This window comes from Streptomyces sp. GD-15H, assembly GCF_045291515.1.
Taxonomy (GTDB): Bacteria; Actinomycetota; Actinomycetes; order Streptomycetales; family Streptomycetaceae; genus Streptomyces.
The window spans coordinates 1618752-1641697 of the sequence record NZ_CP149447.1 but is presented as its reverse complement, the minus strand read 5'-3'; the positions used below and the strand labels follow the sequence as shown (position 1 = coordinate 1641697).

Annotated in this window: 16 protein-coding genes and 6 pseudogenes; 12 read left to right on the top strand and 10 right to left on the bottom strand. The window is 68.6% G+C overall.

Annotated elements, in window-relative coordinates; all coding sequences use genetic code 11:
• Positions 1-510: 510 nt before the first annotated feature.
• The 5 genes from WJ438_RS08000 to WJ438_RS07980 form a co-directional block, all read right to left on the bottom strand.
• Complete coding sequence (locus tag WJ438_RS08000; protein ID WP_406724586.1) at positions 511-2055, bottom strand: class I adenylate-forming enzyme family protein; 1545 nt, start codon at positions 2053-2055, stop codon at positions 511-513.
• Complete coding sequence (locus tag WJ438_RS07995) at positions 2055-2990, bottom strand: SDR family NAD(P)-dependent oxidoreductase (protein WP_406724585.1); 936 nt, start codon at positions 2988-2990, stop codon at positions 2055-2057. Before WJ438_RS07995 ends, WJ438_RS08000 begins: the two co-directional genes overlap by 1 nt.
• Before the next feature lie 194 nt (positions 2991-3184).
• Positions 3185-3949: an SDR family NAD(P)-dependent oxidoreductase gene (locus WJ438_RS07990; protein ID WP_406724584.1), complete on the bottom strand. Its 765-nt coding sequence runs from the start codon at positions 3947-3949 to the stop codon at positions 3185-3187.
• A 24-nt stretch (positions 3950-3973) separates the two neighbouring features.
• Positions 3974-4783: a class II aldolase/adducin family protein gene (locus tag WJ438_RS07985; protein ID WP_406724583.1), complete on the bottom strand. Its 810-nt coding sequence runs from the start codon at positions 4781-4783 to the stop codon at positions 3974-3976.
• 108 nt (positions 4784-4891) lie between these two features.
• The gene (locus WJ438_RS07980; RefSeq protein ID WP_406724582.1) at positions 4892-6205 is read right to left on the bottom strand and encodes an MFS transporter; all 1314 of its coding nucleotides are present in this window, start codon (positions 6203-6205) and stop codon (positions 4892-4894) included.
• A 325-nt stretch (positions 6206-6530) separates the two neighbouring features.
• Between WJ438_RS07980 and WJ438_RS07975 the strand changes: the two genes are divergently transcribed.
• The 3 genes and pseudogenes from WJ438_RS07975 to WJ438_RS07965 all read left to right on the top strand — a co-directional run bounded on the left by WJ438_RS07975 (position 6531) and on the right by WJ438_RS07965 (position 8831).
• On the top strand, positions 6531-7199 hold the full coding sequence (locus tag WJ438_RS07975) for a TetR/AcrR family transcriptional regulator (RefSeq protein WP_406724581.1): 669 nt from the start codon (positions 6531-6533) through the stop codon (positions 7197-7199).
• Between the two features lie 149 nt (positions 7200-7348).
• Positions 7349-8233, top strand: a pseudogene (locus WJ438_RS07970) (transposase); the annotation flags it as partial.
• 184 nt (positions 8234-8417) lie between these two features.
• On the top strand, positions 8418-8831 hold the full coding sequence (locus WJ438_RS07965; RefSeq protein ID WP_406724580.1) for a transposase: 414 nt from the start codon (positions 8418-8420) through the stop codon (positions 8829-8831).
• Between the two features lie 173 nt (positions 8832-9004).
• Here the strand turns inward: WJ438_RS07965 and cutA are convergent.
• Positions 9005-9139, bottom strand: a pseudogene (cutA, locus tag WJ438_RS07960) (divalent cation tolerance protein CutA); the annotation flags it as partial.
• A gap of 810 nt (positions 9140-9949) precedes the next feature.
• Between cutA and WJ438_RS07955 the strand changes: the two are divergent.
• Entirely contained in the window at positions 9950-11086 is a 1137-nt protein-coding gene (locus WJ438_RS07955; RefSeq protein WP_406724579.1) for an Arm DNA-binding domain-containing protein, read from the top strand.
• 97 nt (positions 11087-11183) lie between these two features.
• Here the strand turns inward: WJ438_RS07955 and WJ438_RS07950 are convergent, their stop codons facing one another.
• A complete protein-coding gene (locus WJ438_RS07950) occupies positions 11184-12890 on the bottom strand; it encodes an IS1634 family transposase (RefSeq protein ID WP_406723693.1) in 1707 nt (568 codons plus the stop codon).
• 103 nt (positions 12891-12993) lie between these two features.
• Between WJ438_RS07950 and WJ438_RS07945 the strand changes: the two genes are divergently transcribed.
• The 6 genes and pseudogenes from WJ438_RS07945 to WJ438_RS07920 all read left to right on the top strand — a co-directional run.
• On the top strand, positions 12994-13356 hold the full coding sequence (locus tag WJ438_RS07945) for a tyrosine-type recombinase/integrase (RefSeq protein WP_406724578.1): 363 nt from the start codon (positions 12994-12996) through the stop codon (positions 13354-13356).
• Positions 13357-13844: 488 nt separating this feature from the next.
• A complete protein-coding gene (locus WJ438_RS07940) occupies positions 13845-15140 on the top strand; it encodes an alpha/beta fold hydrolase (protein ID WP_406724577.1) in 1296 nt (431 codons plus the stop codon).
• Positions 15141-15204: 64 nt separating this feature from the next.
• A complete protein-coding gene (locus tag WJ438_RS07935) occupies positions 15205-15840 on the top strand; it encodes an MBL fold metallo-hydrolase (protein WP_406724576.1) in 636 nt (211 codons plus the stop codon).
• A 64-nt stretch (positions 15841-15904) separates the two neighbouring features.
• Entirely contained in the window at positions 15905-16684 is a 780-nt protein-coding gene (locus WJ438_RS07930; RefSeq protein WP_406724575.1) for an exodeoxyribonuclease III, read from the top strand.
• 95 nt (positions 16685-16779) lie between these two features.
• Positions 16780-17190, top strand: a complete 411-nt coding sequence (locus WJ438_RS07925) for a DUF6278 family protein (protein ID WP_406724574.1) — start codon at positions 16780-16782, stop codon at positions 17188-17190.
• 37 nt (positions 17191-17227) lie between these two features.
• Positions 17228-17362 (top strand): annotated as a pseudogene (locus tag WJ438_RS07920) (amino acid ABC transporter ATP-binding protein); the annotation flags it as partial.
• Positions 17363-17697: 335 nt separating this feature from the next.
• On the opposite strand, the pseudogene WJ438_RS07915 reads toward WJ438_RS07920, so the two are convergent.
• Positions 17698-18132 (bottom strand): annotated as a pseudogene (locus WJ438_RS07915) (hypothetical protein); the annotation flags it as partial.
• 122 nt (positions 18133-18254) lie between these two features.
• On the opposite strand from WJ438_RS07915, the gene WJ438_RS07910 reads away from it, so the two are divergent.
• A complete protein-coding gene (locus tag WJ438_RS07910; protein ID WP_406724573.1) occupies positions 18255-19262 on the top strand; it encodes an IS110 family transposase in 1008 nt (335 codons plus the stop codon).
• Between the two features lie 607 nt (positions 19263-19869).
• On the opposite strand, the pseudogene WJ438_RS07905 reads toward WJ438_RS07910, so the two are convergent.
• A pseudogene (locus WJ438_RS07905) lies at positions 19870-20623 on the bottom strand (IS6 family transposase).
• 41 nt (positions 20624-20664) lie between these two features.
• Positions 20665-21086 (bottom strand): annotated as a pseudogene (locus WJ438_RS07900) (excalibur calcium-binding domain-containing protein).
• 293 nt (positions 21087-21379) lie between these two features.
• On the opposite strand from WJ438_RS07900, the gene WJ438_RS07895 reads away from it, so the two are divergent.
• Positions 21380-22708 (top strand): VCBS repeat-containing protein, encoded by a 1329-nt coding sequence (locus WJ438_RS07895; protein WP_406724572.1) that lies wholly within the window; start codon positions 21380-21382, stop codon positions 22706-22708.
• Positions 22709-22946 lie beyond the last annotated feature (238 nt).

Sequence of the window (22946 nt, the reverse complement as noted above, 5' to 3'; positions counted from 1 at the left end):
GTAAGACCTACTCGAAAGGGGCGCCACCTTCGGGGTTGGTAGACGCGCTGCAGCGTATGGCTCAGACGCATCGGGCCCAGCAGACGCGCGGCTGTCACTTCTGCCCTTGGTGTGCCTCGAGACTGCTCGGACCGCGGGGTGACAGTCCACGGGGCAGTTCAGAGATACGCGTCATGGGGAATGGCGTCGCCTACGCTGCTCCTGAGCTGGTTGCTCACTATGTCGAAGCCCACAGCTACTTGCCGCCGACTGGTTTCGTACATGCTGTGCTGTCGCCTGGTGCCTTCTCCTGACCCCGGGACTCATGGCTGGGTGAGGACGCGGGTCCGAAGGAGTGCGAACGAGGCCTGGCCATACATCGCTCTCTTGAGCGTTTTCACCCGGTTCACGTGTCCCTCGACGACGCCGGAACTCCACGGCAGTCGAGACGTCAGTCGGTTCAAGGGGCAGACCCACTGGCAGCGTCACCACGTCACATCCTCACTGTGAACCTATGGAACCCGGAACGGTTCACTTCGGGCCGATACGGAAGCGTCGGACTTTGCCGACGCTCGTGCGGGGGAGTTCGTCGATGATGTGCCAGTCGCGCGGTCGGGCGGCGGGTGGGAGATTGCCAGCGGCCCAGTCGGCCAGCGTTGTGGTCTCCGGTGGGTTGGCCCGGTCCTTGGGCACGACGTAGGCGACGGGTACGTGGTCGCGGATCGGGTCGGCCGTGGCGAGGACTGCGACTTCGAGTACTCCAGGGGCCTGGGCGAGCACGGACTCGACCTCGGTGAGGCTGACGTTCTCGCCGGAGACCTTGATGACGTCGTCTGCGCGGCCCACGAACCGAAGTGCTCCTGAATCGGGGTCGGCGCTGACGAGGTCGCCCGTGCGGAACCAGCTCGTGCCATCGGCCTGGTCGGCAAAGCTGCGACCGGTCGTCTCGGGGTCGTCGAGGTAGCCGGAGAACAGGTCGCGCCCGCGGACCCCGTGAACCAGCAGCATTCCTGGTGTGCCCGGCGCGGACGGCTGTCCGGTAGCCGCGTCCACGACGTCGACTCGACGACCGCCGAGGGGATCGCCGATGACGTCGTGGCGCAGCGGGACACTGGTGTCGCCGGTGACGGCGGCAACGGTCTCAGTCATTCCGTAGAGCTGGCGCGGGCGGCAGCCGATGATCTCGCTGAACCGCTCATGGTGCTCCTCCCCGAGGCTCTGTGCGAACCACACGTGCTCGAGCTTCAGCGGAGGCAGATCGTCGCCGCAGCGGGCGAGGATCATCCGGATCGGAGCGGCGAACAGGCTCGCGTGGGTGGCCCTGAGCTCATGTGCCTGGTGCACCCAGCGCGACGCCGAGAAGGTGTGGGTCAACGCGACGCTGGCGCCGACCGCGATGGCGGGCGAGAAGCAGTAGTACTGAGCGTTGGCGTGAAACAGCGGCAGCGTGACCAGCCAGCGGTGTTCCGGTCGCAGGTCGACTGCCGCGGCCATGGTCTCGGCGACGGTCGCGTAGTTCTCCTGCGTCAGCACCACGCCTTTGGGTTCCGAGGTGGTACCCGAGGTGAACATGACAGCAAGCCGGTCCGCCGGGGCGATGTCGGCGTCCGTTCCGGGCACGGGCGCGCCGGTGACGAGCGCGCCGCCGTCGGCGACGTCCAGGGCTGTCTCGGTCAACTCCAGCACGACGGGGACGGCTTCAGCGGCGCCTTCGCGGTAGATCTCCGCCCGGGTGGAGGCGCACACGCCGACGGCTGGAGTGGTGCGGCGGACTTGGTTGGCGATGTCCCGCGGTGAAGAGGCCGGGTCCACTGGCACGACCCAGGCGCCGAGCCGGGCGACGGCGAGCCAGATCGCGAGGAAACCCGGGCTGTTTCGCAGGGCTACGTGCACCGACGCACCCGGCATGACGCCGTTGTGCCGCAGCGTGCCCGCGGTTCGGGCAACGATCGCGTCGAACTCGTCGTAGGTGTACTCAACGGTGCCGGACTGGTCGTGGAAGAGGAGAAAGGTCGATCCACCGTGCGCGGCGACGGTGCGCGACCAGTGCGCGTGGAAAGTGTTCAGGTGTGTCATCAGGCCTCCGTCAGGTGGTCGCCGAAGTTCATCCAGTGCGAGGTGGCCGTCCAGCCGGCGTCGACCGGGATGCTGACCCCGGTGATCGCCGACGCCTCGTCGCTGAGCAGGAAGCTCACTGTCGACGCGATTTCCCCGGCCGCGACCAGACGACCGAGGGCAGCGTGTGCGGTCATCGCCGAAGCGTCGCGGGTGCCGCTGTCGAGCTTGCGCTGCAGGGTCGGGGTGAGAGTGAAACCGGGCGCCACGGCGTTGACCCGGATGCCGTACCGGCCGAGCTCGCCCGCCGCCAGCGTCGTCGCCGAGGCCAGGGCGGCCTTGGCCGGGGCGTAGGCGTGCAGCGGGAGTGGACGGTGAGCGTTGATGGAGGTGATGTTGACGATCGCGCCACCGCCGGATGCGACCATCAGCGGGGTGAATGCTTGCACGCAGGCCTGTGCACCGAAGTAGTTGACCTCCCAGACCCGTCGCATGGTCTGCGGGTCGTGGGTCAGCAGCGGTTCGACGTCCTGCAGCACGCCGGCGACGTTGACGAGCCCCGACGCCGCGGTGTCGGTCTCGCGTAGCCGAGCGGCGACCATGGTGACCGCTGCGTCATCGGTCACGTCGAGGCGGATCGCGCTGACCAGTTCCGGGAACTCGTCGGCCAACGGCTTGCAGGTGGCCGCGTCGGTATCGGCCGCGACGATGGTCCAGCCGTCGGCAGCCAGTCGGCACACGACGGCCGTGCCGATGCCACCGGCGGCTCCGGTCACGACGATGGCGTGGCCGGCCTCACGGCGCTGGAGTTGTCCTGCCCCGCGAGGGTCGGTGATGGGGTCGGTCATTGTCTCTCTCCCAGGGCGGGTGGGTGCCGTGAGCAGCGCGCTGTGGCGGGTGGGCCGGTCAACGGCGCCCGCCTCGATGTCAGCGATCACCGAGTCGCCTTTCTTCATGAACGCCATGGGCATTGGGCGTCTTGCCGGATGTGCTCCCGCCGCTCGTCGGTGGCTGCGCCCTCGACGAGCGGCGGGAGCATGCCCTGCATGCCGTCGTGTGGGGGCCGCAGCACCGGCACGGCGCGGGTCCGCGCTCCCCGAGGGGCGTTCTCGGTCGTTGTCGTGTCTCCTGCGCGCACGGGTGCGGGCTCTCAGCCCATCCAGACACCGCCGTTGACGTCGAGCGTCACACCGTGGATGTAGCTGGCCGCAGGGCTGGCCAGGAATACGGCGGCGCGGGCCACCTCGATCGGTTTGGCGATTCGGCCAGTGGGGATTCGGGACGCGTCGACGGTGCGGCCGCCGAGGATGGGGGTCTCGGTGACGCCGGGGACGATTCCGTTGACGCTCACGCCCTTCGGTGCGCCGCGCGTGGCCATCCAACGGACGAACGAGTTCAGCGCGCCCTTGCTGGCCGAGTAGTGCGGTCCGGACAACAGGCCGCCGTTGCGGCTCGCAAGGGAGCTCAAGATGACGATTCGGCCGCTGCCGCGGGCCTGCATGTGTGGGAGCAAGCGCTGGCAGATCCGCATCGGACCGGCGGTATTGACGGCCATGATTCTCTCGAAGCTCGCAGCCCACGCCTCGTCGTCATCGATGTCGACCACGGTCTCGTCCGGGCAGATCGCGCTGGTGATGACGACAGCGTCGACGTCACGGCAACGGTCGACGATGCCGGCCTGGTCGGTCGCGTCGGTGATGTCGGCGACGACCCATGTATGCCGGTCGGGGTGGGCCAGCGACGACGTGACGGCGTCATCCTGGGCGGCCACGTCGACCATGACGAGCCGGGCGCCGAGGGTGGCGCAGATGCGGCCGACTTCGAGGCCGATTCCGCCGACGCCGATCACGGCGACCCGCTGCCCGGCCAGGTTGACGCCCAGGGCGTTGAGTGGAGACTTCTCGGCAAGACTCATCGGATCATTCCTGGGGGTAGTTGTTCAGTCCTTGTAGGACGGATCGGTGCGCTCGAGCTTGCGCAGCAACGAGGGCCACTCGCGGTCGTTCGATGTGCCGAGGTCGTTGACCCACTGCGAGACGGTGAGGTCGATGATCTCGGCCGGCGGCACACGCAGCGGGCGTCCCGTGGCCTGGGCGAGCAGCTGCGTACGCGCGGACTTGTCGAGGTAGTAGGTCTCGGTGAAGGCGTGTCCGACGCTGCGTCCGACGGTGAGCGTGCCGTGGTTGCGCAGGATCAGCGCGATGTTGTCGCCCAGGTCGGCGATGAAGCGTTGCTGCTCGTCCTTGGTGAGCGCGATGCCCTCGTAGTCGTGGTAGCCGATGCGGCCGTGGAAGCGCATGGCGTGCTGGGTCAGCGGCAGCAACCCCTCCTCGAGGGTGCTCAGCGCCATCCCGGCCTCGGTGTGCAGGTGCATCACGCACTGGGCGTCCTCGCGGGCACTGTGGATTGCACCGTGGATGACGAACCCGGCGGCGTTGGGCCGGTGCGGGCTGTCTCCGATCACGTTCCCGTCGAGGTCGATCTTGACCAGGCTCGACGCGGTGATCTCGTCGAAGCCCAGTCCGAGCGGATTGACCAGGAAGTGGTGGTCCGGTCCGGGCACCCGCGCGGAGATGTGGGTGTAGATCAAGTCGTCCCAGCCGAACTTCGCGCACAGCCGGTAGGCCGCGGCAAGGTCTCGGCGCACGGCGATCTCGGCGTCGGTGATCGGCCCGGTGTCCTCGATCCGCGTGACAGGAAGCTCGAAGGAGCTGAACTCGGCGTCGCTCGGAGCGCTCGTCGTGGTCATGGGTCCTCTTTCATCGGTGTGGGGAAGTCGCCGACTGCGACAACTGGCAAGACTGAACGTCTAGTTCTTTGGCTTACGGTGGCGGGAGATCTGTCAAGCGGGGCCCGGTCAGATCTGGACGGCTGAGGTGTCGGTGATCCCGGCCCGCCGCGCCGCGGCGGCGTCCGTGCGGCGCTGCACCGTCAGGTAGGCGAAGATCGCCAGGCCGTAGACAGTCACCATCGTGCCCAGCAAGTACATCCCGGCGGTGTGGCTGCCGAACGCGTCCCGGGCCCAGCCGGTCAGGTACGGGCCGACGAAGCCTCCGAGATTGCCGACGGAGTTCACCATCGCGATCCCGGCGGCCGCCGCGGCACCGGTCAGGAACATCGACGGAATGCCCCAGAAGAGGACGTTGGACGACAGGATCCCGGACGCGCCGATGCACAGGCCGACGAGTCCGACGACCGGGGAGTCGGTCGCGACGGCGAGGAGCAGTCCGGCGCCGCCGAGCACCGCGGGCACCAAGATGTGGAAGCGGCGCTCGCCGGTTCGGTCGGAATGCTGGGCATTGAAGAACATCGCAATCCCGGCGCACAGGTAGGGCACGGCCGTAAGCAGGTTGGACTGAGTGGAAGTCAGGCCACCGAAGCCCTGGATGATCTGCGGCATCCACAGCGTGATGCCGAACAGCGCGGTGATGTTGAAGAAGATGCACAGCGAGAGTGTCAGGACACGGCGGTTGCGCAGGGTCTCGACCACGCCGTAGTGCCGCACGCTCTCCTTTGCACCACGCTCGTCGGCCAGCGTCCGGACCAGCCAGGTCCGCTGCTCGTCGGTGAGGAACGGAGCAGTGGACGGGCCGTTGGCGAGCTTGAAGAAGGCGATGATCCCGACGACGACGGCGAGCCCGCCCTCGACCAGGAACATCCACTGCCAGCCGGTCATGCCCAGGGTGTTGTCCAGGCCGGCGATCAGGCCGGTGGACAGGGGGGCGCCGATCAGCATCGACGCCGGCAGGCCGAGGACGAACAGCGCGGTTGCCCGGCCCAGGGCGCGTCGCGGGAACCACAGGCTCAGGTACAGGACGATCCCCGGGAAGAATCCGGCCTCGGCCACACCCAGCAGGAACCGCAGTGCAATGAACGACACCGGGCCCTGGACGAAGGCGAAGCAGGCCGAGATGACGCCCCAGGTCACCATGATCCGGGCGATCCAGATCCGCGCGCCGACCCGGTGCAGGATGAGGTTGCTCGGCACCTCGAAGAGGAAGTAGCCGATGGCGAAGATGCCCGCCCCGAAGCCGAAGAGTGTTGCGGTGAAGCCGAGATCGGTGTTCAGGTGAGACGCCGCGAACCCGAGGTTCACGCGGTCCAGGAACGCGACGATGTAGCAGAGGATGAGGAAGGGGAGGATCTTTCGCAGCAGGCGACGAATGGTCACCTCTCCGACTGACCCAGACTCAGTCATGTCGCCGTTCGACTCGACGGCACGGACAACTGTCATAGCGTGACTCCGGAGGTGGTGGGAGAGGCTCAGCGCTTCAAACAGCTCGGAGCACCAGAGACGGAGGAGACGGAGGCGAACACGCCACCGCAGACACAGACCAACTCGCTGGGCGAGCCGGAACTCTTCAGAGACCGCCGGCCTGCGGATGGCGCGGCACGACGGGCAACGGGACTTGCCGGAACGGGAAGTCGTGGGGCACTGTGGTGACTCACGCTCTAAGATGAACTGTACGTTCAGATAATTTAACGAGGTGCATTCGATGTCAACCCCTCGACGGGACGCAGTTGCCGGGTCTGCGCCAGGCGCCGCGAAGGGCACTGACCAGCCGGCTGTCACCCCAGGCAGAGGTCGCCGCGCGCGCAGCTCACCACGGTCCGAAGCTGCCATCCTGGATGCCGCATACGAACTCCTTCTGACCTACGGACTCGAGGCCACGACGGTCGAGGCGATCGCGGCCCGCGCAGGGGTCAGCAAAGTAACGATCTACAAGTGGTGGCCGAACCGCGCCGCGGTGATCATGACGGCGTTCCTCCGGAAATCGGGCAGCGTCCTGCCCTACCCCGAGGACTTCCACATAGACCACGTCGAAGACCGGCTCCTACAGATGGCCGAGGCATTCCGTGGCGCGACCGGGACCGCCGTAGCAGCGCTGATCGCCGAAGGGCAATTCGATCCTGAGATCGCTCAGGCTTTCCGGGACGGCTACATCAACGCGCGACGTGAGCAGGGCATCGACATCGTCAATGCGGCGATCACTGCTGGCATCATTCGCGAGGCAGACCCCGACGTCATCCTCGACCTCCTGTACGCGCCTCTGTACTTCCGCCTGATGGTTGGGCATCGGCCCCTCACCGACGCAGCCGTGCGCGAGCACGTGCGCCTGGTTCTGCGGGCACTCACTCCCGAGAACGACGGCCCCGGGAACTGAGCCGGGAAAGGTATCCCGCTGGCCACGTTGGCCCCGGTTATTCAGCGGAATTGGGTGGGCTGACGGCCTGACAGCAGAAAGGTGCCGCTGACCTGCAAGGATGCGAGTGTCTAGGTCGTATCCGGTGCAGGAGTCAGGACACCTTTCTGGTGAGCGAGCGTACAGGGTGGGACCGTGGGCTGTCCGTGGCGGCCGACGGCAAGGGGCTGGTCGGGCATGCGGGGGCGGTGCTGCTGCGCCGGCTGGCGGACCGAGTGGGGCTGACACGAGGACTCGCCGGGGTGCTTCCCTCCAGCACGAGTGCAGGGTGGCGGGAGCGGGCCGGGGTGCTCGTGCAACTCGCCGTGGCGATGGTGCTCGGGGCGCGGAGCCTGCTGGAGGCCGAGCAGCTCCAGCTTCACCACCAGGGCCTGTTCGGCCCTGCGGCCTCGGACTCGACGATGCGCCGCCTGCGGGCCGAGCTGGACGACAAGACCCTGGCGAAGATCGCGAAAGTCCGGCGGCGGGTGCGCCGGCAGGTGTGGACGCTGCTCCACCTGCGGCCCGGCGGCTTTCCGTGGCTCACGGTCGCCGGACGGAGGCTGACGGGCTGGATCGTCATCGACCTGGACGCCACGGTCATCACGAGCGCGTCCCGGAAACAAGGAGCCGCGGCCACGTTCAAGGGCACGTTCGGCTTCCACCCGCTGGGCAGTTGGCTGGCGAACACCGGCGAGAGCCTCGCGATGGAACTCCGCCCGGGCAACGCGGGGGCGAACACCGTGGACGACCACGTCCGCGTCCTGGCCGCCGCGCTGGATCAGATACCGCACTCCTCCCAGTCGAAGATCCTCGTCCGGGTCGACGGCGCGGGCGCCACCCACGGCCTGCTCCAGCACCTGGAGGCGCTGACCACGAAGCGGCGCACGGTCCGTTACACGGTCGGCTGGAAGATCACGCCCGAGGACGAGGCAGCGATCGCAAGACTCCCCGAAAGCGCCTGGGAGACCTCACTGACACAGGGCGGCGAGCTTCAAAAGGGTTATCAGGTTGCCGAGTTGACCGGGCTGAACACCCGCGACGGCTGGCCGGAGGGCATGCGGCTGATCTCCCCCAGCCTTCGGCCGGGAGGTGCCCCCACGCCGCGTGCGCCCGTCCCGGCGGCACCTGAAGAAGCTGACCGCCTTCGAGCGGAAGACCGGCCGGCGCTACTCGATCACCGCCACGAACATCCGGCACATGTGGGGCAGCGCCGGCTCCCACCAGATCCAGTTCCTCGACGCCCTGCACCGCGACCATGCCGAGGTCGAAGACCGCATCCGCACCGGCAAGGCCATGGGCCTGCACAACCTGCCCTCACAGTCGTGGCAGGTCAACACGGGCTGGATGCTCGCCGCGAACCTCGCGACCGATCTTGATGCCTGGCTGCGGCTGCTCACCCTGCACGACCGCGAGGACCTGGCCGACGCCGAGCCGGCCACCATGCTCCCCCAGCCTCCGGCCGGGGGGACCCCCATCCGTCTCTACCACCTGCCCGCCCGCCTGGCCCGCCACGCCCGCCGCCGCTTTCTGCGCATCGAGCGGACCTGGCCCTGGGCAACGGCGTTCACCACCAGCTGGAGCAGGATCACGCAGCTTCCGGTCGCCACCTGACGGCCGGCTCGCACCCCGACGAGGACCAGGAAGGAGGACAACCCGCAGTCTCCGGGCCCGTGGAACCCGGCGCACCCCGCGGCGTCACGCGATGGCCCGTCCTCCAGCGGGAGAGGACATTACGGGCGAACCGCCGCACCGATCAGCGACCGAAACCTGCTGACGAATCGAGGCCAGTAGAAGGCGGTGATCGGTGCATCGATGTGGACGCCCGCTGCTAGCTTGCTCTCGACCGCGCCCCGGGCCAGCGCCTTCGCCTGATCCTCGTTGTCGCTGGTCGTCTGCGCGATCACAATATCGTTGGCCATGCAACTACCTTTCCAGCTCGGGTACCGCGACCCTACCCAGCCGTCCAGGGCACGCCGAAGGTTGGTCGCTACCGGTGAAGGCGGGTGGGACTCACCCACCGACCTGCATCAGTCGCAGGTGCCGGCGCATGCCTTACGCCTCAATGGGTCCGGGGCAGGAGGGCTCCACGCAGCTGTCGGCGGGCATTCGTCCACGGCAGACAAGAAAGAACTCCAAAGGGTGGAACCGCGGCGCCCTCGTTCAGCCAGCAGGGCAGATGGCGGTGAGAGACGGCCGGTGCACAGTGCTCATGCCGCGACCTCCGTGGTCGGGCTTCCGCAAGGGTGCGCTCTGAGTTGCCTCGGCCAGCCGGACGAGGCGAACAAAGACTGAGGGCCTGGAGGCATCCCGCCTGGTTCGCCCGGCTCCGGCGGAGCATAGCCACCAGAACCGTGCCCGCATTCGGTGAGGGGCTGTGCCGGCCGCTGGATAGGCGGGCTTTTTGAGCGAGTCTGGATGCCCGCTCTGCGCGACGAGGGGGCTTCGGCGGATGTCTTCCGCTAAGCGGTGCGGGAACAGGCCCTTGGTCGGTGAAGCCGATTTCGGCGCCTACCAGCCCCTCATTCGCTCACGGCAGACGAGGAACATCTCGGAAAGGGTGGAATCCGCCGTGGGTCTATGTCAACGTACAACATCCCTGAACCACGGGCCGGTCAATCCGCCCCCTGACCCGCTGAGGAGATCCCTTTGGTGACGCATGCGAATGATCTGTTCGCTTACTCTTCTCGGCCTCGTCGTCCGCGACGCAGTGAACGCGCGGATGGCCTGCGATGGGCGAGCGCAACATAGACGACGATCGCCGGTTAGCGAAATCGGCGATCGTGGCGATCCTTGAAAGACGTTCGTGTGCACGGTTGTGCTTGGCGGTGGAGCTGCAGCGAACTCAGCAGGTATCGCTGATTCATGCGATGAAACAGCACCGGTCTGCTGCCAGGCAGATGAGCCCTTGCCTGGCTGGCGTAGGTCCCACTTTGAAGGAGAGTGAGTACCTCCTGTCCGTTCCGATCAAGAAGCTCCCGCCCAACTCCAAGGGGCAGGTGCGCTACCGGTTCGTGGTCGACGTCGGCGTGGACCCTGGAACGGGGAAGCGTAAGCAGTTGCGTCGTACGTTCGCCACACTCAAGGAGGCGCAGGCCGAGTATGCGCGCATCACCAACCGTCGTCAGGAAGGGACGTTTTTCCCACCCAACCAGATAACTCTCAATGAGTGGCTTGATCAATGGCTCACAATGAAAGCAGAGGACCTGGAAGGAACCACTATCTACAACTATCGGATCACCCTCGACCGGGTCAGGGGGAAAATGGGTCACATTCGTCTTCAGGGCCTTACGGAGGAGAGCGTAGAGGAGTGGATGCAGTGGTCATTGAAGCATGGGCGAGTACGTGGCGATAAAGCAGGAACTCCGTTGGGGGTGACCAGTGTAGAAATGAGCCTCGCCCGATTGAAGGACGCCTTGAATCGGGCAGTGACGTGTCGGCTGCTGACGATAAATGTGGCCCAGCACGTCACCATCCCCCGTAAAGCGCGTAAGGAGGAGCGGAAGGAAAAGCAGGAAGTGAATCCGTGGAACGTCAAGGAAGTTCAGACGTTCATTCAGGGCGTCAGGACAGAACGGCTCTATGCCCCTCTTCTGTTGTCCCTCATGGGTCTGCGTCCGGGTGAAGTCTGCGGACTCCGATGGGAAGACGTCGACCTGGAGAATGCCACGATGACCATAGCCAACACGCGGACGATGATAGGGAATCGATATGTGGTGGAAAAGGACACCAAGTCCCTGGCCGGAGAGCGTGATCTGCCCTTGCCGGCTCCCGTGCTGGCTGCCCTCAAGTCGTTCAAGGCACTCCAGGCCAAGGAGAAGCTCGTCCTCGGTGAGGCTTACTCGGACTCCGACCCGGGTTCGACGTAATTCGGTGGCCTGGAGGGCCGAATCTGGGGTCTGATCTGCGCGGACATGGGTGTGGCCGCCTGGAGGGCGTTTCTCTAGGCGGTGGTATTCCTGCTGGTCAGCGGGGTGTGGGCTGGAGGTCGAGGACCTGCTTGGGGTGAGGGATGGCGAGCTTGGCGAGCAGGTCGGTCTGCGGCTTGGTGAGGCCGGTGACCTGCTGGAACGTGCCGGCGGGGCCGGTGAAGGTCCCGACATGGAGGCGCTGGAGCTCGCGGCGGGCCCGGGGCCAGGTCGTGCCGGCCTGGGTCTCAATGATGCGGATGAGCAGGAGGGCGAGCCAGCACAGGATGACGTGGGCGCGGATGCGTTCTTCGAGCCGGTGGTAGACGGGCCGCAGGTCGATGATCTGCTTCATGTCCCGCCAGCCGCGCTCGACTTCCAGGAGTTGCTTGTAGCCCAGAGCGATGTCCTCGGCGCTGAGCTTGGGGTCGGAGCAGCGCAGGAGGTACTTGCCGTCGAGGTTCTCCTCGGTCTTGATCCTGGCGGTGTCGATGCGGAGCTTGCCGGCGGGGGTGGTGCGCAGGTAGCGGTTCAGGCCGGGCTTGTCGGTGATCTTCCCGCGTAGTTCGCCCCGTTTGAAGTCGCTGAGCTTGTCGGTGTCGGCGATCAACTCCTCGAGGTTGGCGACGAGTTGGGTGCGCATGTGCTGGTCGCGCAGCGCGGCTTCGGGGTTGTGGCAGATCACGAACCGGTCGGTGTCGCTGATCCGTACTTCCTTGACGCGCATGTTCTCAGCGATCTCGGTGTAGCGGCCCTGCCGGGAGAGGGCGGCCCTGACCTCGGGTGATCCGGAGCGGAGCTTCTCGCCGATGATGTAGGCGTGGTCGCCCTGCCGCAGGTAGCGGCGGTTGGCCTCGCTGGAGAAGCCGCGGTCGGTCACCCACACGATCTTGGCCAGGGTCCAGTCGCGCATGTCGTCCTTGACCTGCCGGATCAGCTTCTGGTCGGAGGCGTTGCCCGGCCAGCACCAGCAGCGCACCGGGATGCCGTCGCGGGTGACGGCCATGCCGATGACGATCTGGGGCAGGTCGTCGCGGGAGTCCTTGGACTTGCCGTAGGCGCGGAACCCGGCCTGCTTCGCCTTGTCGTCGCCCGCGTCGGCGTCCAGCCGGCGGCCCGCGTCGTCGCGGGCGATGGGGGCGTCGGGCTCCTCCAGCTCGAAGTAGGTGCTGGTGGTGTCGAAGAACAGCAGGTCCACCTCGAGGTTCAGCAGGTTGGCGACCTCGTCGAAGACCTGCTTCTCCAGGTCGCCGGTCACTTCATGGAGCCAGTCCATCGCCCGGTAGCAGGGCTGTTCGCCGATCTCGGCCAGGCGGTCGATGTGCGCGTCGTGGGTGATCCAGTCCGCTGCGGCGAGCTTGGACGACGGCGCCAGTGCCCGGTTGGCGACCAGGGCGGACAGCACCCGTTCGGTGGCGGTCATGTCCCGGCGGCGGCCGCGCTTGGGCTGCCCGACCCGGCCCACGATCTGGTCGATCTTCAGTCGGCGCCACAGGTGGTCGAGGACGTAGGTGCCGCCGAACGGCACCGAGGAGACGAACTCCAGGTCGGACGCGGCGGTCGCGGCCAGCGCGTCGCCCGGCTCCAGCAGCCTCGATAGAGACGCGACCAGGCGCCTGACCGCGTCGCGGTCGAGCTGGTCCTCGCGGCCGAAGGTGAGCAGGACCCTGGGCACCGCCCGACCCTTGGCCGGGTCCCACTCGTTGTGGGCCAGGTGGAGGTACCGGACCGTGCCGGACTTGTTCTCCCGCTTCGTCGTCTTCACGTACACGGCTCTAGACCATACGAGCTGCGGCCAGGACAGCGCAGGTGAATGGAAAAAATCGCGTCTCTAGGGACTTTCGGGCTTCTCTGCCTCTCGCAGCCCGATGACCTGGGCCTTCAGCTCCGCAGGACCTCTAGAACCCCCAAATTACGTCGAACCCGGGTCCGAGTACGTCGTGGTACACGAGACCGGGGAAGCCTTCACGATCAAGCAGCTCCGTAGACGCGCGTACCGGCTCATGGAGGTCCTTGGCCTCCGCCGAGTACGCCTGTACGACGCTCGCTCGTCCTGTCTCACCTATCTCGCCAACAACGGCGTGCCGGATCACATCCTCGCCCGATGGGCCGGGCACACGAACGTCAGGACCACGAAGAAGTGGTACGTGAAGCCGGACGTGGAGGACCTCCGCGGAGCCGCGACCACGTGGGACGGCCTTCACGGTTCTGAGGCGGAGAAGCAAGCGTGAGCCAGGAAGCCTGGCGGCGGAGCGATTTGCCCAGCCGTATGAAAGCCAAGATCGAGGTGGATTCGGACACCGGCTGCTGGTTGTGGACCGGCAGCTGCAACGGGGAGGGGCGGTCAGGCTACGGCCAAGTCTCCTACGAGGGAAAGGCGCAGCTTGTCCACCGTGTGGTGTTCCGGCTGCTGGCGGTGAGATCCCGGAAGGCTTTCAAGTGCGTCGTGCTGATCCTTGGGGCCGGCAGTATACGCTTTGCTGCAAACCGGACTATCTGGAAGCCACGTCGAAGCAGGAAGCTCTGCGGAGCAGGGGCTGGGAGAGCGCGCGTGTCAGGAGGATGCACTGTCCGGGCGGCCACGCGTACACGCCGGAGAGCTCGTACCTGGGTCCCCGAGGGTTCCGGCAGCGCCGGCGGTGTGGCGCTGCCGGGCGCGGGAGTCGCCGGGTTTTTCCCCGGCCGTGTGACAGCTCGTGACACGTGAGAGAGTTTGGGCGTGAGTGAGACACCACCGAACACCCTGCAATACCGCTTTGACGGGCCGGAAGAGGCTCCCGTCCTGATCCTGGCTCCCTCACTGGGTACCACATGGCACATGTGGGACCGGCAGATCCCCGAGCTGACGAAGCAGTGGCGGGTGTTCCGGTTCGATCTGCCGGGGCACGGAGGCGCCCCCGCCTACCCGGCGGGCTCGGTCGGCGATCTCACCGCGCGACTGCTCGCCACCCTCGAGGGCCTCGGTGTGCAGCGCTTCGGCTACGCCGGCTGCGCGTTCGGCGGCGCGATCGGCCTCGAACTGGCCCTGCGGCACCCGGAACGCGTCGCCTCCCTCGCCCTGATCGCCGCCTCGCCCCGGTTCGGCACCGCCGACGAGTTCCGCCAGCGCGGGGTGATCGTCCGGACCAACGGGCTCGACCCGATCGCCCGCACCGCGCCCGACCGCTGGTTCACCAGCGGCTTCGCGGCCGCGCAGCCCGCGATCACCGAGTGGGCCGTGCAGATGGTGCGTACCACCGACCCGGGCTGCTACATCGCCGCCTGTGAGGCCCTCGCCTCGTTCGACGTGCGGGCCGAACTCGGCAGCGTCGGCGTGCCGACCCTGGTACTGGTCGGCTCAGACGACCAGGTCACCGGCCCCGCCGAGGCCCGCACGCTGGTCGCCGGCGTGCCGGACGCCCGGCTGGCCGTCGTGCCCGGCGCCTCCCACCTGGTGCCGGTGGAGCAGCCGGCCGCGGTCACCGACCTGCTGGTCCGGCACTTCTCCACCGCCTGGCAGCCCGCCTTCGAGTCCGCCACCGGCCAGACCGCCCTGCCCGCCGTCCCGGACCAGGCCGCGCGGGCGGTGGTACCGCGGCAGAGCGGGCCCGTCGCCGAGATCGCCGCCGCCGTCCCGTCGCAGGCCCAGGGCAGGCCCGACCCGTACGAGACCGGGACCAAGGTTCGCCGGGAGGTGCTGGGCGACGCGCATGTCGACCAGGTGCTGGCGCAGACCGACAACTTCTCGGGCGACTTCCAGGAGTTCGTCACCCGCTCCGCCTGGGGCGAGGTCTGGAACCGGCCCGGCCTCGACCGGCGCACCCGCAGCTGCGTCACCCTCACCGCCCTGGTCGCCGGCGGCCACCTGGAGGACCTCGCCGTCCACACCCGGGCGGCCCTGCGCAACGGTCTCACCCCGGGGGAGATCAAGGAGGTACTGCTCCAGGCGGCCGTCTACTGCGGGGTCCCCGCGGCGAACAGCGCGTTCCGGGTGGCCCAGCAGGTTGTCCGGGAGGAGACCACCCCCCAGGAGTGAGCACCGGGCGACCAGTGAGCACCGGGCACCCCGCGCGGGTGTGGGTGCGGGGCAGAATGGGCTCATGAGGCTCACGAAGAAGTCGCACTCCTGCGTCCGCCTGGAGAAGGACGGCCGCACCCTCGTCATCGACCCCGGCGGGTTCAGCGAGGAGGACGCCGCACTCGGCGCGGACGTCATCCTGGTCACGCACGAACACCCCGACCACTTCGACGAGGGTCGGCTGAGGGCCGCCCTGGAGGCCGACCCGGCCGCGGCGGTCTGGACCCTGAAGTCCGTCGCGGAGCAGCTCTCGGCCGCGTTCCCGGGCCGTGTGCACACCGTCGGGCACGGCGACGCCTTCACCGCCGCGGGCTTCGACATCCAGGTCCACGGCGAGCTGCACGCCGTGATCCACCCGGACATCCCGCGCGTCACCAACGTCGGCTACCTCGTCGACGACGGAGTCCTCTTCCATCCCGGCGACGCCCTCACCGTCCCCGACCACCCCGTCCGGACGCTGATGCTCCCGGTCATGGCCCCCTGGAACAAGATCTCGGAGGTCATCGACTACCTCCGCGAGGTCCGGCCGGAGCGCGCCTACGACGTCCATGACGCCCTGCTCACCGATCTGGCCCGCCCGATCTACGACCGCCAGATCGGCGCGCTCGGCGGCTCGGAGCACCTGCGGCTCGCCCCCGGGGCGACGGCCGAGCTGTGAGCCGAGGCGGCGGTCGCCCGTCGGCGGCCGGGCATTGTCGGTGGTGCCGGGTAGGTTGTGAGACATGCGCATCGCCACCTGGAACGTGAACTCGATCACCGCCCGCCTGCCGAGGCTCCTGGCCTGGCTGGAGAGCAGCGGCACGGACGTGCTGTGCCTCCAGGAGGCCAAGGTCGCCGAGGAGCGGTTCCCTGCCGAGCAACTGCGCGAGCTGGGCTACGAGTCCGCAGTGCACGCGACCGGCCGGTGGAACGGCGTGGCGGTGCTCTCCCGGGTGGGCCTCGAGGACGTCGTCAAGGGCCTGCCCGGCGATCCGGGGTACGACGGTGCCGTGGAGCCCCGTGCCATCTCCGCGACCTGCGGCCCGGTCCGCGTCTGGTCGGTGTACGTGCCCAACGGCCGTGAGGTGGACCACCCCCACTATGCGTACAAGCTCCAGTGGTTCGAGGCGCTGAAGGCGGCCGTGGCCGGTGACGCGGCGGGCAGCCGCCCCTTCGCGGTGCTCGGCGACTACAACGTGGCGCCGACCGACGACGACGTCCACGACATCGCCGCCTTCGAGGGCGCCACCCATGTCACCCCCGCCGAGCGCGCCGCCCTGACCTCCCTGCGCGAGACGGGCCTGTCGGACGTCGTCCCGCGCCCGCTGAAGTACGACCACCCGTTCACGTACTGGGACTACCGCCAGCTCTGCTTCCCCAAGAACCGCGGCATGCGCATCGACCTGGTGTACGGCAACGAGCCGTTCGCCAAGGCCGTTTCCGACGCGTACGTCGACCGTGAGGAGCGCAAGGGCAAGGGCGCCTCGGACCACGCGCCGGTCGTGGTGGATCTCGACCTGTAAGGCTCCGGGGGCAGTTCCCCGGGTGACGGTCTTCGGTGAAGGGGCTGCCCGCGCGCCTGTGGTGCGGATGGCGGTACGAATGTCAGGCTGGGGGTATGAACATCCCTTTCCTGGGCAACCGGCGCGAGAAGCCAGGAGTCCGTGATCCCGAGGGCATTGCGGAACTCCTCGCCGAGTGTGAGCTGCTGCGCTCCCAGGCGTCCCGTGCCGGAGTCCGACTGGACGACTCCCAGGCCTCGTTGGAGGCGCTGGACCAGCTGGTGCCCGGGAGTTGGCGGGACGACGAGGACACGCTGACCTGGCTGGGCAACGACGCCGGACTCTATCTGGGCACCGTCATCGTGCGCACCGTGCCGGGAGCCGCCTGGGAGATCCGGTCCGACGGGCAGCCCGTCGTACGGCTCGCCTCCGGGCGGGAGTTCGACGTGGTGGACTCCGGACACCAATGGGCCGCCAGTGGTGTGCCCGAGTTGTCGCAGCTGTATGCCGAGGTCGCGGAGGCGTGAGACGCCGGGCCGCGCTCCGGTGTGAATACGGCTGATGGCCGCCCACCGCGTCGTCTTCGTGGCCGGCGGTCGTATCGCAGAGGACCGCACGCCCGAGGAGTTCTTCCCGAATCCGAGCAGTGACCGGGCCGAGGACTCCCTCTCCAAGATCCTCAAGCACCGAACGGGATGACGCGGAGAAGTCCGTCCCGCCGAACCTCGACTACGATGTGCTCTCCATTCCGGTGGGGGAGGGGACTTCGCGACCGGAGCGGGGACGCTGCCGCCGGGTGGGGCCTACCGCCCCACACCTGCGGGCGGCGGTTCACATAGGCCAGTCCCGTCCGGCGGCAGCCGGAGATCACTGCTCGCGCGGTGGAGACGACCCGCACCACGGGCCGCTCACCGGCGGGAAGAAGGTCAGCTGCGCGCCGGACGGGTTGCGCTGCTCACGAGCGGCTCAGACTTCTGCTCCTTCCTGCGTGAGCCGCGTGAGCTGGGTGGAGCGGGCGCGGACGGCGGCTCCGCCGAGGTCGCCGAGTTGGCGGCGGGCGTCGGCAGCGGGGTCTGCGCCGCGCGGGTCACGTCCTCCACCAGGTCCACCACATCGGGGCCGTACGCCTGCGAGTTGATGACCTTCAGCAGCAGGACGAAGGAGTTCGAGCCGTACTTGCGGGCCAGCCGCTCGTGGATGCGGGCGAGGTACCGGGTGGCGGCCTGGTCGGTGATCGCGCGCTGACCGCAGAACAGGAACACCGGCCGGGCATCGCGCCGTTCACCGGCGGTGAGCCGGGCGAGCAGGACGTACTCCGTCACCCCCGGTTCCATGCGGTAGCGCTCGGTGCCGATCCGGAAGGCGCCCCGGTCCGGCCCCGGCTCCGGATCGACGTTGACCCGAACCCCGGGCGGCATCGCCGACATACGGGCCACCATCCGCCGGTTCGGACACGTTCCAGGAGTCCCACCTTGAACTCAGTTTCATGACAGCCGCCTGACCTGACCCTATGAGGGCCGGGCCCCCTTCCCTGCTCAGCCCGGCGATACCTATCGTCCGGATATGTGCGAGCTCAGGAAGGAGGCCCTCAATGTCTGTCTACGTCGGTATCGACGTACACCGCAAGCGGTCACAGATCGCGGTGGTCGAGGACGACGGCGCGGTACGGGCCAACCGGAACGTGCCCAACGGGGTGGAACCGGTGCTGTCGGTGATCGGTGATCTGCCGATCGGGGCGCCGGTCGCCTTCGAGGCCGCCTACGGCTGGGGCTGGCTGGTCGAGCTGCTGGAGGACTACGGTTTCGAGCCGCACCTGGTGCACCCGCTGCGCTGCAAGGCCATCGCCTCCGCCCGGCTGAAGAACGACAAGGTCGATGCGGCGACCCTCGCGCAGCTGCTGCGCGCGGATCTGCTGCCGGAGGCATGGATCGCCCCGCTCCAGGTGCGGCAGCAGCGGGCCCTGGTGCGGCACCGCTGCCGGCTGGTGCGGCTGCGTACCCTGTTGCGCAACCGCGTCCATGCCGTCCTGGCGGACCAGGGCAGCGACCGGCCCGGCGGCTGCTTCACCGCCCCCGGCCGGGCCTGGCTGGAGGGCCTGGAGCTGCCGGACGCCTCGCGTCACGTGGTCGATGATCTTCTAGGCCTGATGGACGCCCTCAAAGAGCCGATCGACGCGCTGGATGCGCAGCTGCTCGCGCAGGCGCGGGGCGATCCCCGGGTGCGGGCCCTCACCCGGCTGCCGGGGGTCGGCGTACTCACCGCCCTGATCATCGCGGCCGAGATCGGCGACGTCACGCGCTTTTCCTCCGCGCGCAAGCTCGCCGCCTGGGCCGGACTGACCCCGACCGTCCGCGGCTCGGACCTCACCGTCCGGCACGGGCACATCTCCAAACAGGGCTCGCCCTGGCTGCGGTGGATCCTGTGCGAGGCCGCCCAGACCGCCAAGCGGTCGCCGGAGTTCGCCGATGCCTACCAGCGCCTCGCGCACCGCCGCGGCAAGAAGATCGCCACCACTGCGGTGGCCCGCCGCCTGCTGGCCCGCGCCTACCACCTGCTGCGCGATGTGCAGGCCCCACACGACCGGCGGGGGGCGCGATGACAGCGGCCGAGGACAACCGCCACGGGCGGTCGCAGACCCCGGGTGAGCTCGCCTTTCCGCATGAGACGGCCTGCCGGCCGCGCTCGATGACCTGACTGAGCAGCCCGGATCCCCGCACCATGGTCATGGCGCCGGCCTGTGCGGCCGGACGCCGAATGGGTGCTTGTGAGACCACTCCGCCGACCACCGCGCCGGGGACCACAACGACCACCCTGCTGAACATCCGTGACGCTCCCTCGGCCTCCATGGTCGACCACCGCTCGTCGGCCTCCAGCTCGTTCGTCCTCGCCCCGCTCGTTCCTCGCGGGGCTCCGGGCGCTCCAACTGGACCCCTCCCACGCGGCGGTCCGCAGACATGCCGCGAGGAAGCTCCGCAAGGAAAACGTCCCGGCATCCCACCGAAAGCCGCAGGCGGGGGTTGTCTACACCCCTTGACAGGCCCGGCCCTCATGGGTGACAGGCCCGGCCCTCATGGGTGCGGAAATGCAGGGCTCCCGCTCCGACGGGGGCCTTCGTCATGGGAACGGAGGAGAGCCTTGTCACGTGGGCTGAGGAATGCTCGTCCGAGGTTGCGTCGGGGTGCGGGGGCGCCGGTGCCGGGTCCGGGTCAGACATCGGAGGGCTGTGCGGCGGTGCCGATGATCTGGTCCCGGACGGCGAAGCGGGTGATCGTCTCGGTGCGGTGGTCGGGGACGGTCATCCGGTGCCGGCGTGGCCGGAAGGGGGTGAGATGCCGCGGAACGCGGACAGGAACCGCTGGGCTCCTCCGACGTTACGGAAGCCTTTCACGGCGCGTTCGCGCTGCCTCGTCGGCTGGTGGGAGTTCTCGGCCCGGTTGTTCAGGCCCTTGTGCGAGCGGTGCTCGACCGAGGGCCTGAACAACCGGGCCGACCCGCAGGAACGGAGCCTGTCCGTGACGACCACCCGCGGCACGGCTCCGATTCCTTTGAGGAGCCGACGGAAGAAGCGCCTGGCGCGGCCCTGTTGCGCCGGTTCCGGACGAGGATGTCGAGCACGGTGCCGGCGGCGTCCACGGCCCGCCACAGGTACTTCGGCTCCCCGCTGATCTTGATGAAGACCTCGTCCCAGGTGCCCTTGTCGCCCGGCCTCGCACGACGGCGGCGCAGACCGCCGGCGTAGGACTGCCCGAACTTCGCACACCAGCGGCGGACCGTCTCGTGAAACACGATGACACCGCGCTCGGGCAGCAGTTCCTCGACCTCGCGGAACGACAGCGGGAAGCGGAAGTACCGCCACGCGCAGTGGGAGATGACCTCCACCGGGTACCGGTGCCCCTGGTACGACGGCGGCGCGGACGACACGAGCGAACCCCTCCCCGGCACGACCAACTCCAAGATCATCCCAGGCCGGTCGGCCAACGTGACAATGCCCTTTCGCCTGCCTATCCCCAGTCGCAGCCGATGCCGTCGCGGTCGAGGTGACTGCCGTAGCCGGGCTCGCCGCGGTGGACGGGTGCGGCCCCGGCGGCTCGGGCGGCGGCACAGTTCTGGTAGTGGACACTGCCACCGTCGCTACTGCTGCTGCCGGAGTCGGCGGCGGACTTCGCGGTAACCGTCTCAGTTACCTCGACCTCCGCGGTCTCCGTCACGATCGGCGCAGGCTCGGGTCTCGCGGTCGGCGTGGCTGTCATGGTCGCGGTGACGGTGGCCGTCGGCTGAGCTTTGGCCGCGGCCGGCTTGGCGTCGTCGGCGGCTGGCTGCCGCCGCCTCCGGCGCCGATGCCGAGGAAGAAGGCCAAGCCGAGCGCGGGCACCACGTACCGTTTCCGCGCCCACTTCGGCGCGAGCCGTCCTGCTGCTGGCAGCGGGCACGACTGTCCCCCTTGCCCCCTCCAGCGCGTCCGGCCTGACCCCCTGCCGACGCCGTACGTCCATACCCCCGTCCCTGTGCGGCATCGACGGCGAACCGCCTGCACTCCGGCCCTGACACCGGCGCCCCATGTCTGGGCGGACCTGCCTCTACACTTCCCGTGTGATGTCGGCGCACAGGGGGTGCGCCTGGGGTGAAGGGGACACGCATGAGCTTGCGATGGGGTGCGGCCGCAGTCGTCACCGTCGGCCTCGTGGGAGGCCTGCTGCCGCCGGCCCCGCGGCCGCCGTGCACGGTGCCGTACCGGGTGACTTCAACGGCGACGGATACCGCGACGCGGTCCTGCCCGCACCCGGCGCCAACGTGTCGGGCAAGGAGGCGGCCGGGGCCGTCGTCGTGCTGTACGGATCCTCCTCGGGACTGTCGGCCTCCCGGCGTAAAACGATCACGCAGAACACGTCCGGGGTGCCCGGCACGGCCGAGGCGTACGACCGCTTCGGCGCGTCCACCGCGATGGCCGACCTGAACCGGGACGGGTACGCCGACCTGGTGGTCTCCTCGCCGTACGAGGACACCACCAAGGGCACCGACTCCGGTACGGTCACGGTCCTTTGGGGCAGCCGAAGCGGACTGACCAGCGGTACGAACCTGCCGACGCCGTCCGGCCGCCCCGGCTCCTACGGCCTCGACGTCGCCGCGCTCAGCACCGGCGCGGGCACCAGGACCCGTGTCCTGGTCGCGGGTTGGGACGCGTCCGTGCACTTCACCGGGCCCTTCAGCCGCAGCGGCACCTTCGGCTCGGCCACCCTCAACGAGAATACCCCCTCCCTGGAGTCCGTCGCCCTCGGCGACTTCGACAAGGACGCGGTGCCCGACCCGGCCGTCGTCACCAGCCGCCTGTCCGGCCTCAGCGGCGGCCAGATCTACACCAAGCCCGCCTACGGCAGCGAACTGAAGCACGGCAACGGACTCATTGCCGCCACCGGCGACCTCAACGGCGACGGCTACACCGACCTCGTGGCCGGCGACCCCGACGAGCCGGAAGTCGCGGGCGTGGACGGCGCAACGGGCGGCCGTGTCCTGGTCTGGTACGGCTCGGCACAAGGCATCACGAACGACACCAGGCCCGTGCAGATCACCCAGAACACCACCGGAGTCCCCGGCGCGAGCGAAAAGGGAGACGCCTTCGGCGGCTCCCTCGCCGTGGCCGACCTCAACCGGGACGGCCTCGCGGACATCATGATCGGCTCCCCGTACGAGGATCTCGCCACACCCCGCGCCGGCCAGGTGACCATCGTCCCGGGCCGCCGCACGGGCACCCTCGGCACCGGCGCCTACTCCTTCTCCCAGGACACCGCCGGTGTCCCCGGCGCCTCCGAAACGGACGACTTCTTCGGCACCACGGTCTCCGCCGGCGACATCAACAAGGACGGCAAACCTGAACTGTTCGTCGGCGCCGCGGAGGAGAACAACTCCACCGGCGCGGTATGGGTGTTCCCCGGCGGCACCTCCCGCCCGACCGCCACCGGCAGCCGTCTGTTCACGGCATCCTCCGTCGGACTCACCCAGGACCACGGCACACTCCTCGGCGGCAACGGACTGCTCTGGGTCATCTGAAACACCACACCCCAGGACACCACCCGCGCGTCCGGCCCGCGACGGCGAGCACCAGGAGGAACGAGAACTCCGGCTGGGGCATGGATCGGGAACCAGCGGTCCCGGGCCGCGACGCTGGCACCGGAGCGTGTGGAACAGCTCTCCGCAATCGGCATGCGCTGGACGTAGCTGCGTACGGGCAAACAGCGCGGGCCGGGCAGGAGTTCCTGTCCGGCCCCGCTGACGTTCCGAGACGGCA

What these genes read in the sequence shown, in the direction of transcription:
- WJ438_RS07935 (WP_406724576.1), top strand. Translation starts at nt 15,205, where the DNA reads ATGAGGCTCACGAAGAAGTCGCACTCCTGCGTCCGCCTGGAGAAGGAC.
- WJ438_RS07985 (WP_406724583.1), bottom strand. Translation starts at nt 4,783, where the DNA reads ATGACCACGACGAGCGCTCCGAGCGACGCCGAGTTCAGCTCCTTCGAG.
- WJ438_RS07965 (WP_406724580.1), top strand. Translation starts at nt 8,418, where the DNA reads ATGTGGGGCAGCGCCGGCTCCCACCAGATCCAGTTCCTCGACGCCCTG.
- WJ438_RS07975 (WP_406724581.1), top strand. Translation starts at nt 6,531, where the DNA reads ATGTCAACCCCTCGACGGGACGCAGTTGCCGGGTCTGCGCCAGGCGCC.
- WJ438_RS07995 (WP_406724585.1), bottom strand. Translation starts at nt 2,990, where the DNA reads ATGAAGAAAGGCGACTCGGTGATCGCTGACATCGAGGCGGGCGCCGTT.
- WJ438_RS07925 (WP_406724574.1), top strand. Translation starts at nt 16,780, where the DNA reads ATGAACATCCCTTTCCTGGGCAACCGGCGCGAGAAGCCAGGAGTCCGT.
- WJ438_RS07930 (WP_406724575.1), top strand. Translation starts at nt 15,905, where the DNA reads ATGCGCATCGCCACCTGGAACGTGAACTCGATCACCGCCCGCCTGCCG.
- WJ438_RS07910 (WP_406724573.1), top strand. Translation starts at nt 18,255, where the DNA reads ATGTCTGTCTACGTCGGTATCGACGTACACCGCAAGCGGTCACAGATC.
- WJ438_RS07990 (WP_406724584.1), bottom strand. Translation starts at nt 3,949, where the DNA reads ATGAGTCTTGCCGAGAAGTCTCCACTCAACGCCCTGGGCGTCAACCTG.
- WJ438_RS08000 (WP_406724586.1), bottom strand. Translation starts at nt 2,055, where the DNA reads ATGACACACCTGAACACTTTCCACGCGCACTGGTCGCGCACCGTCGCC.
- WJ438_RS07955 (WP_406724579.1), top strand. Translation starts at nt 9,950, where the DNA reads ATGGGCGAGCGCAACATAGACGACGATCGCCGGTTAGCGAAATCGGCG.
- WJ438_RS07945 (WP_406724578.1), top strand. Translation starts at nt 12,994, where the DNA reads ATGACCTGGGCCTTCAGCTCCGCAGGACCTCTAGAACCCCCAAATTAC.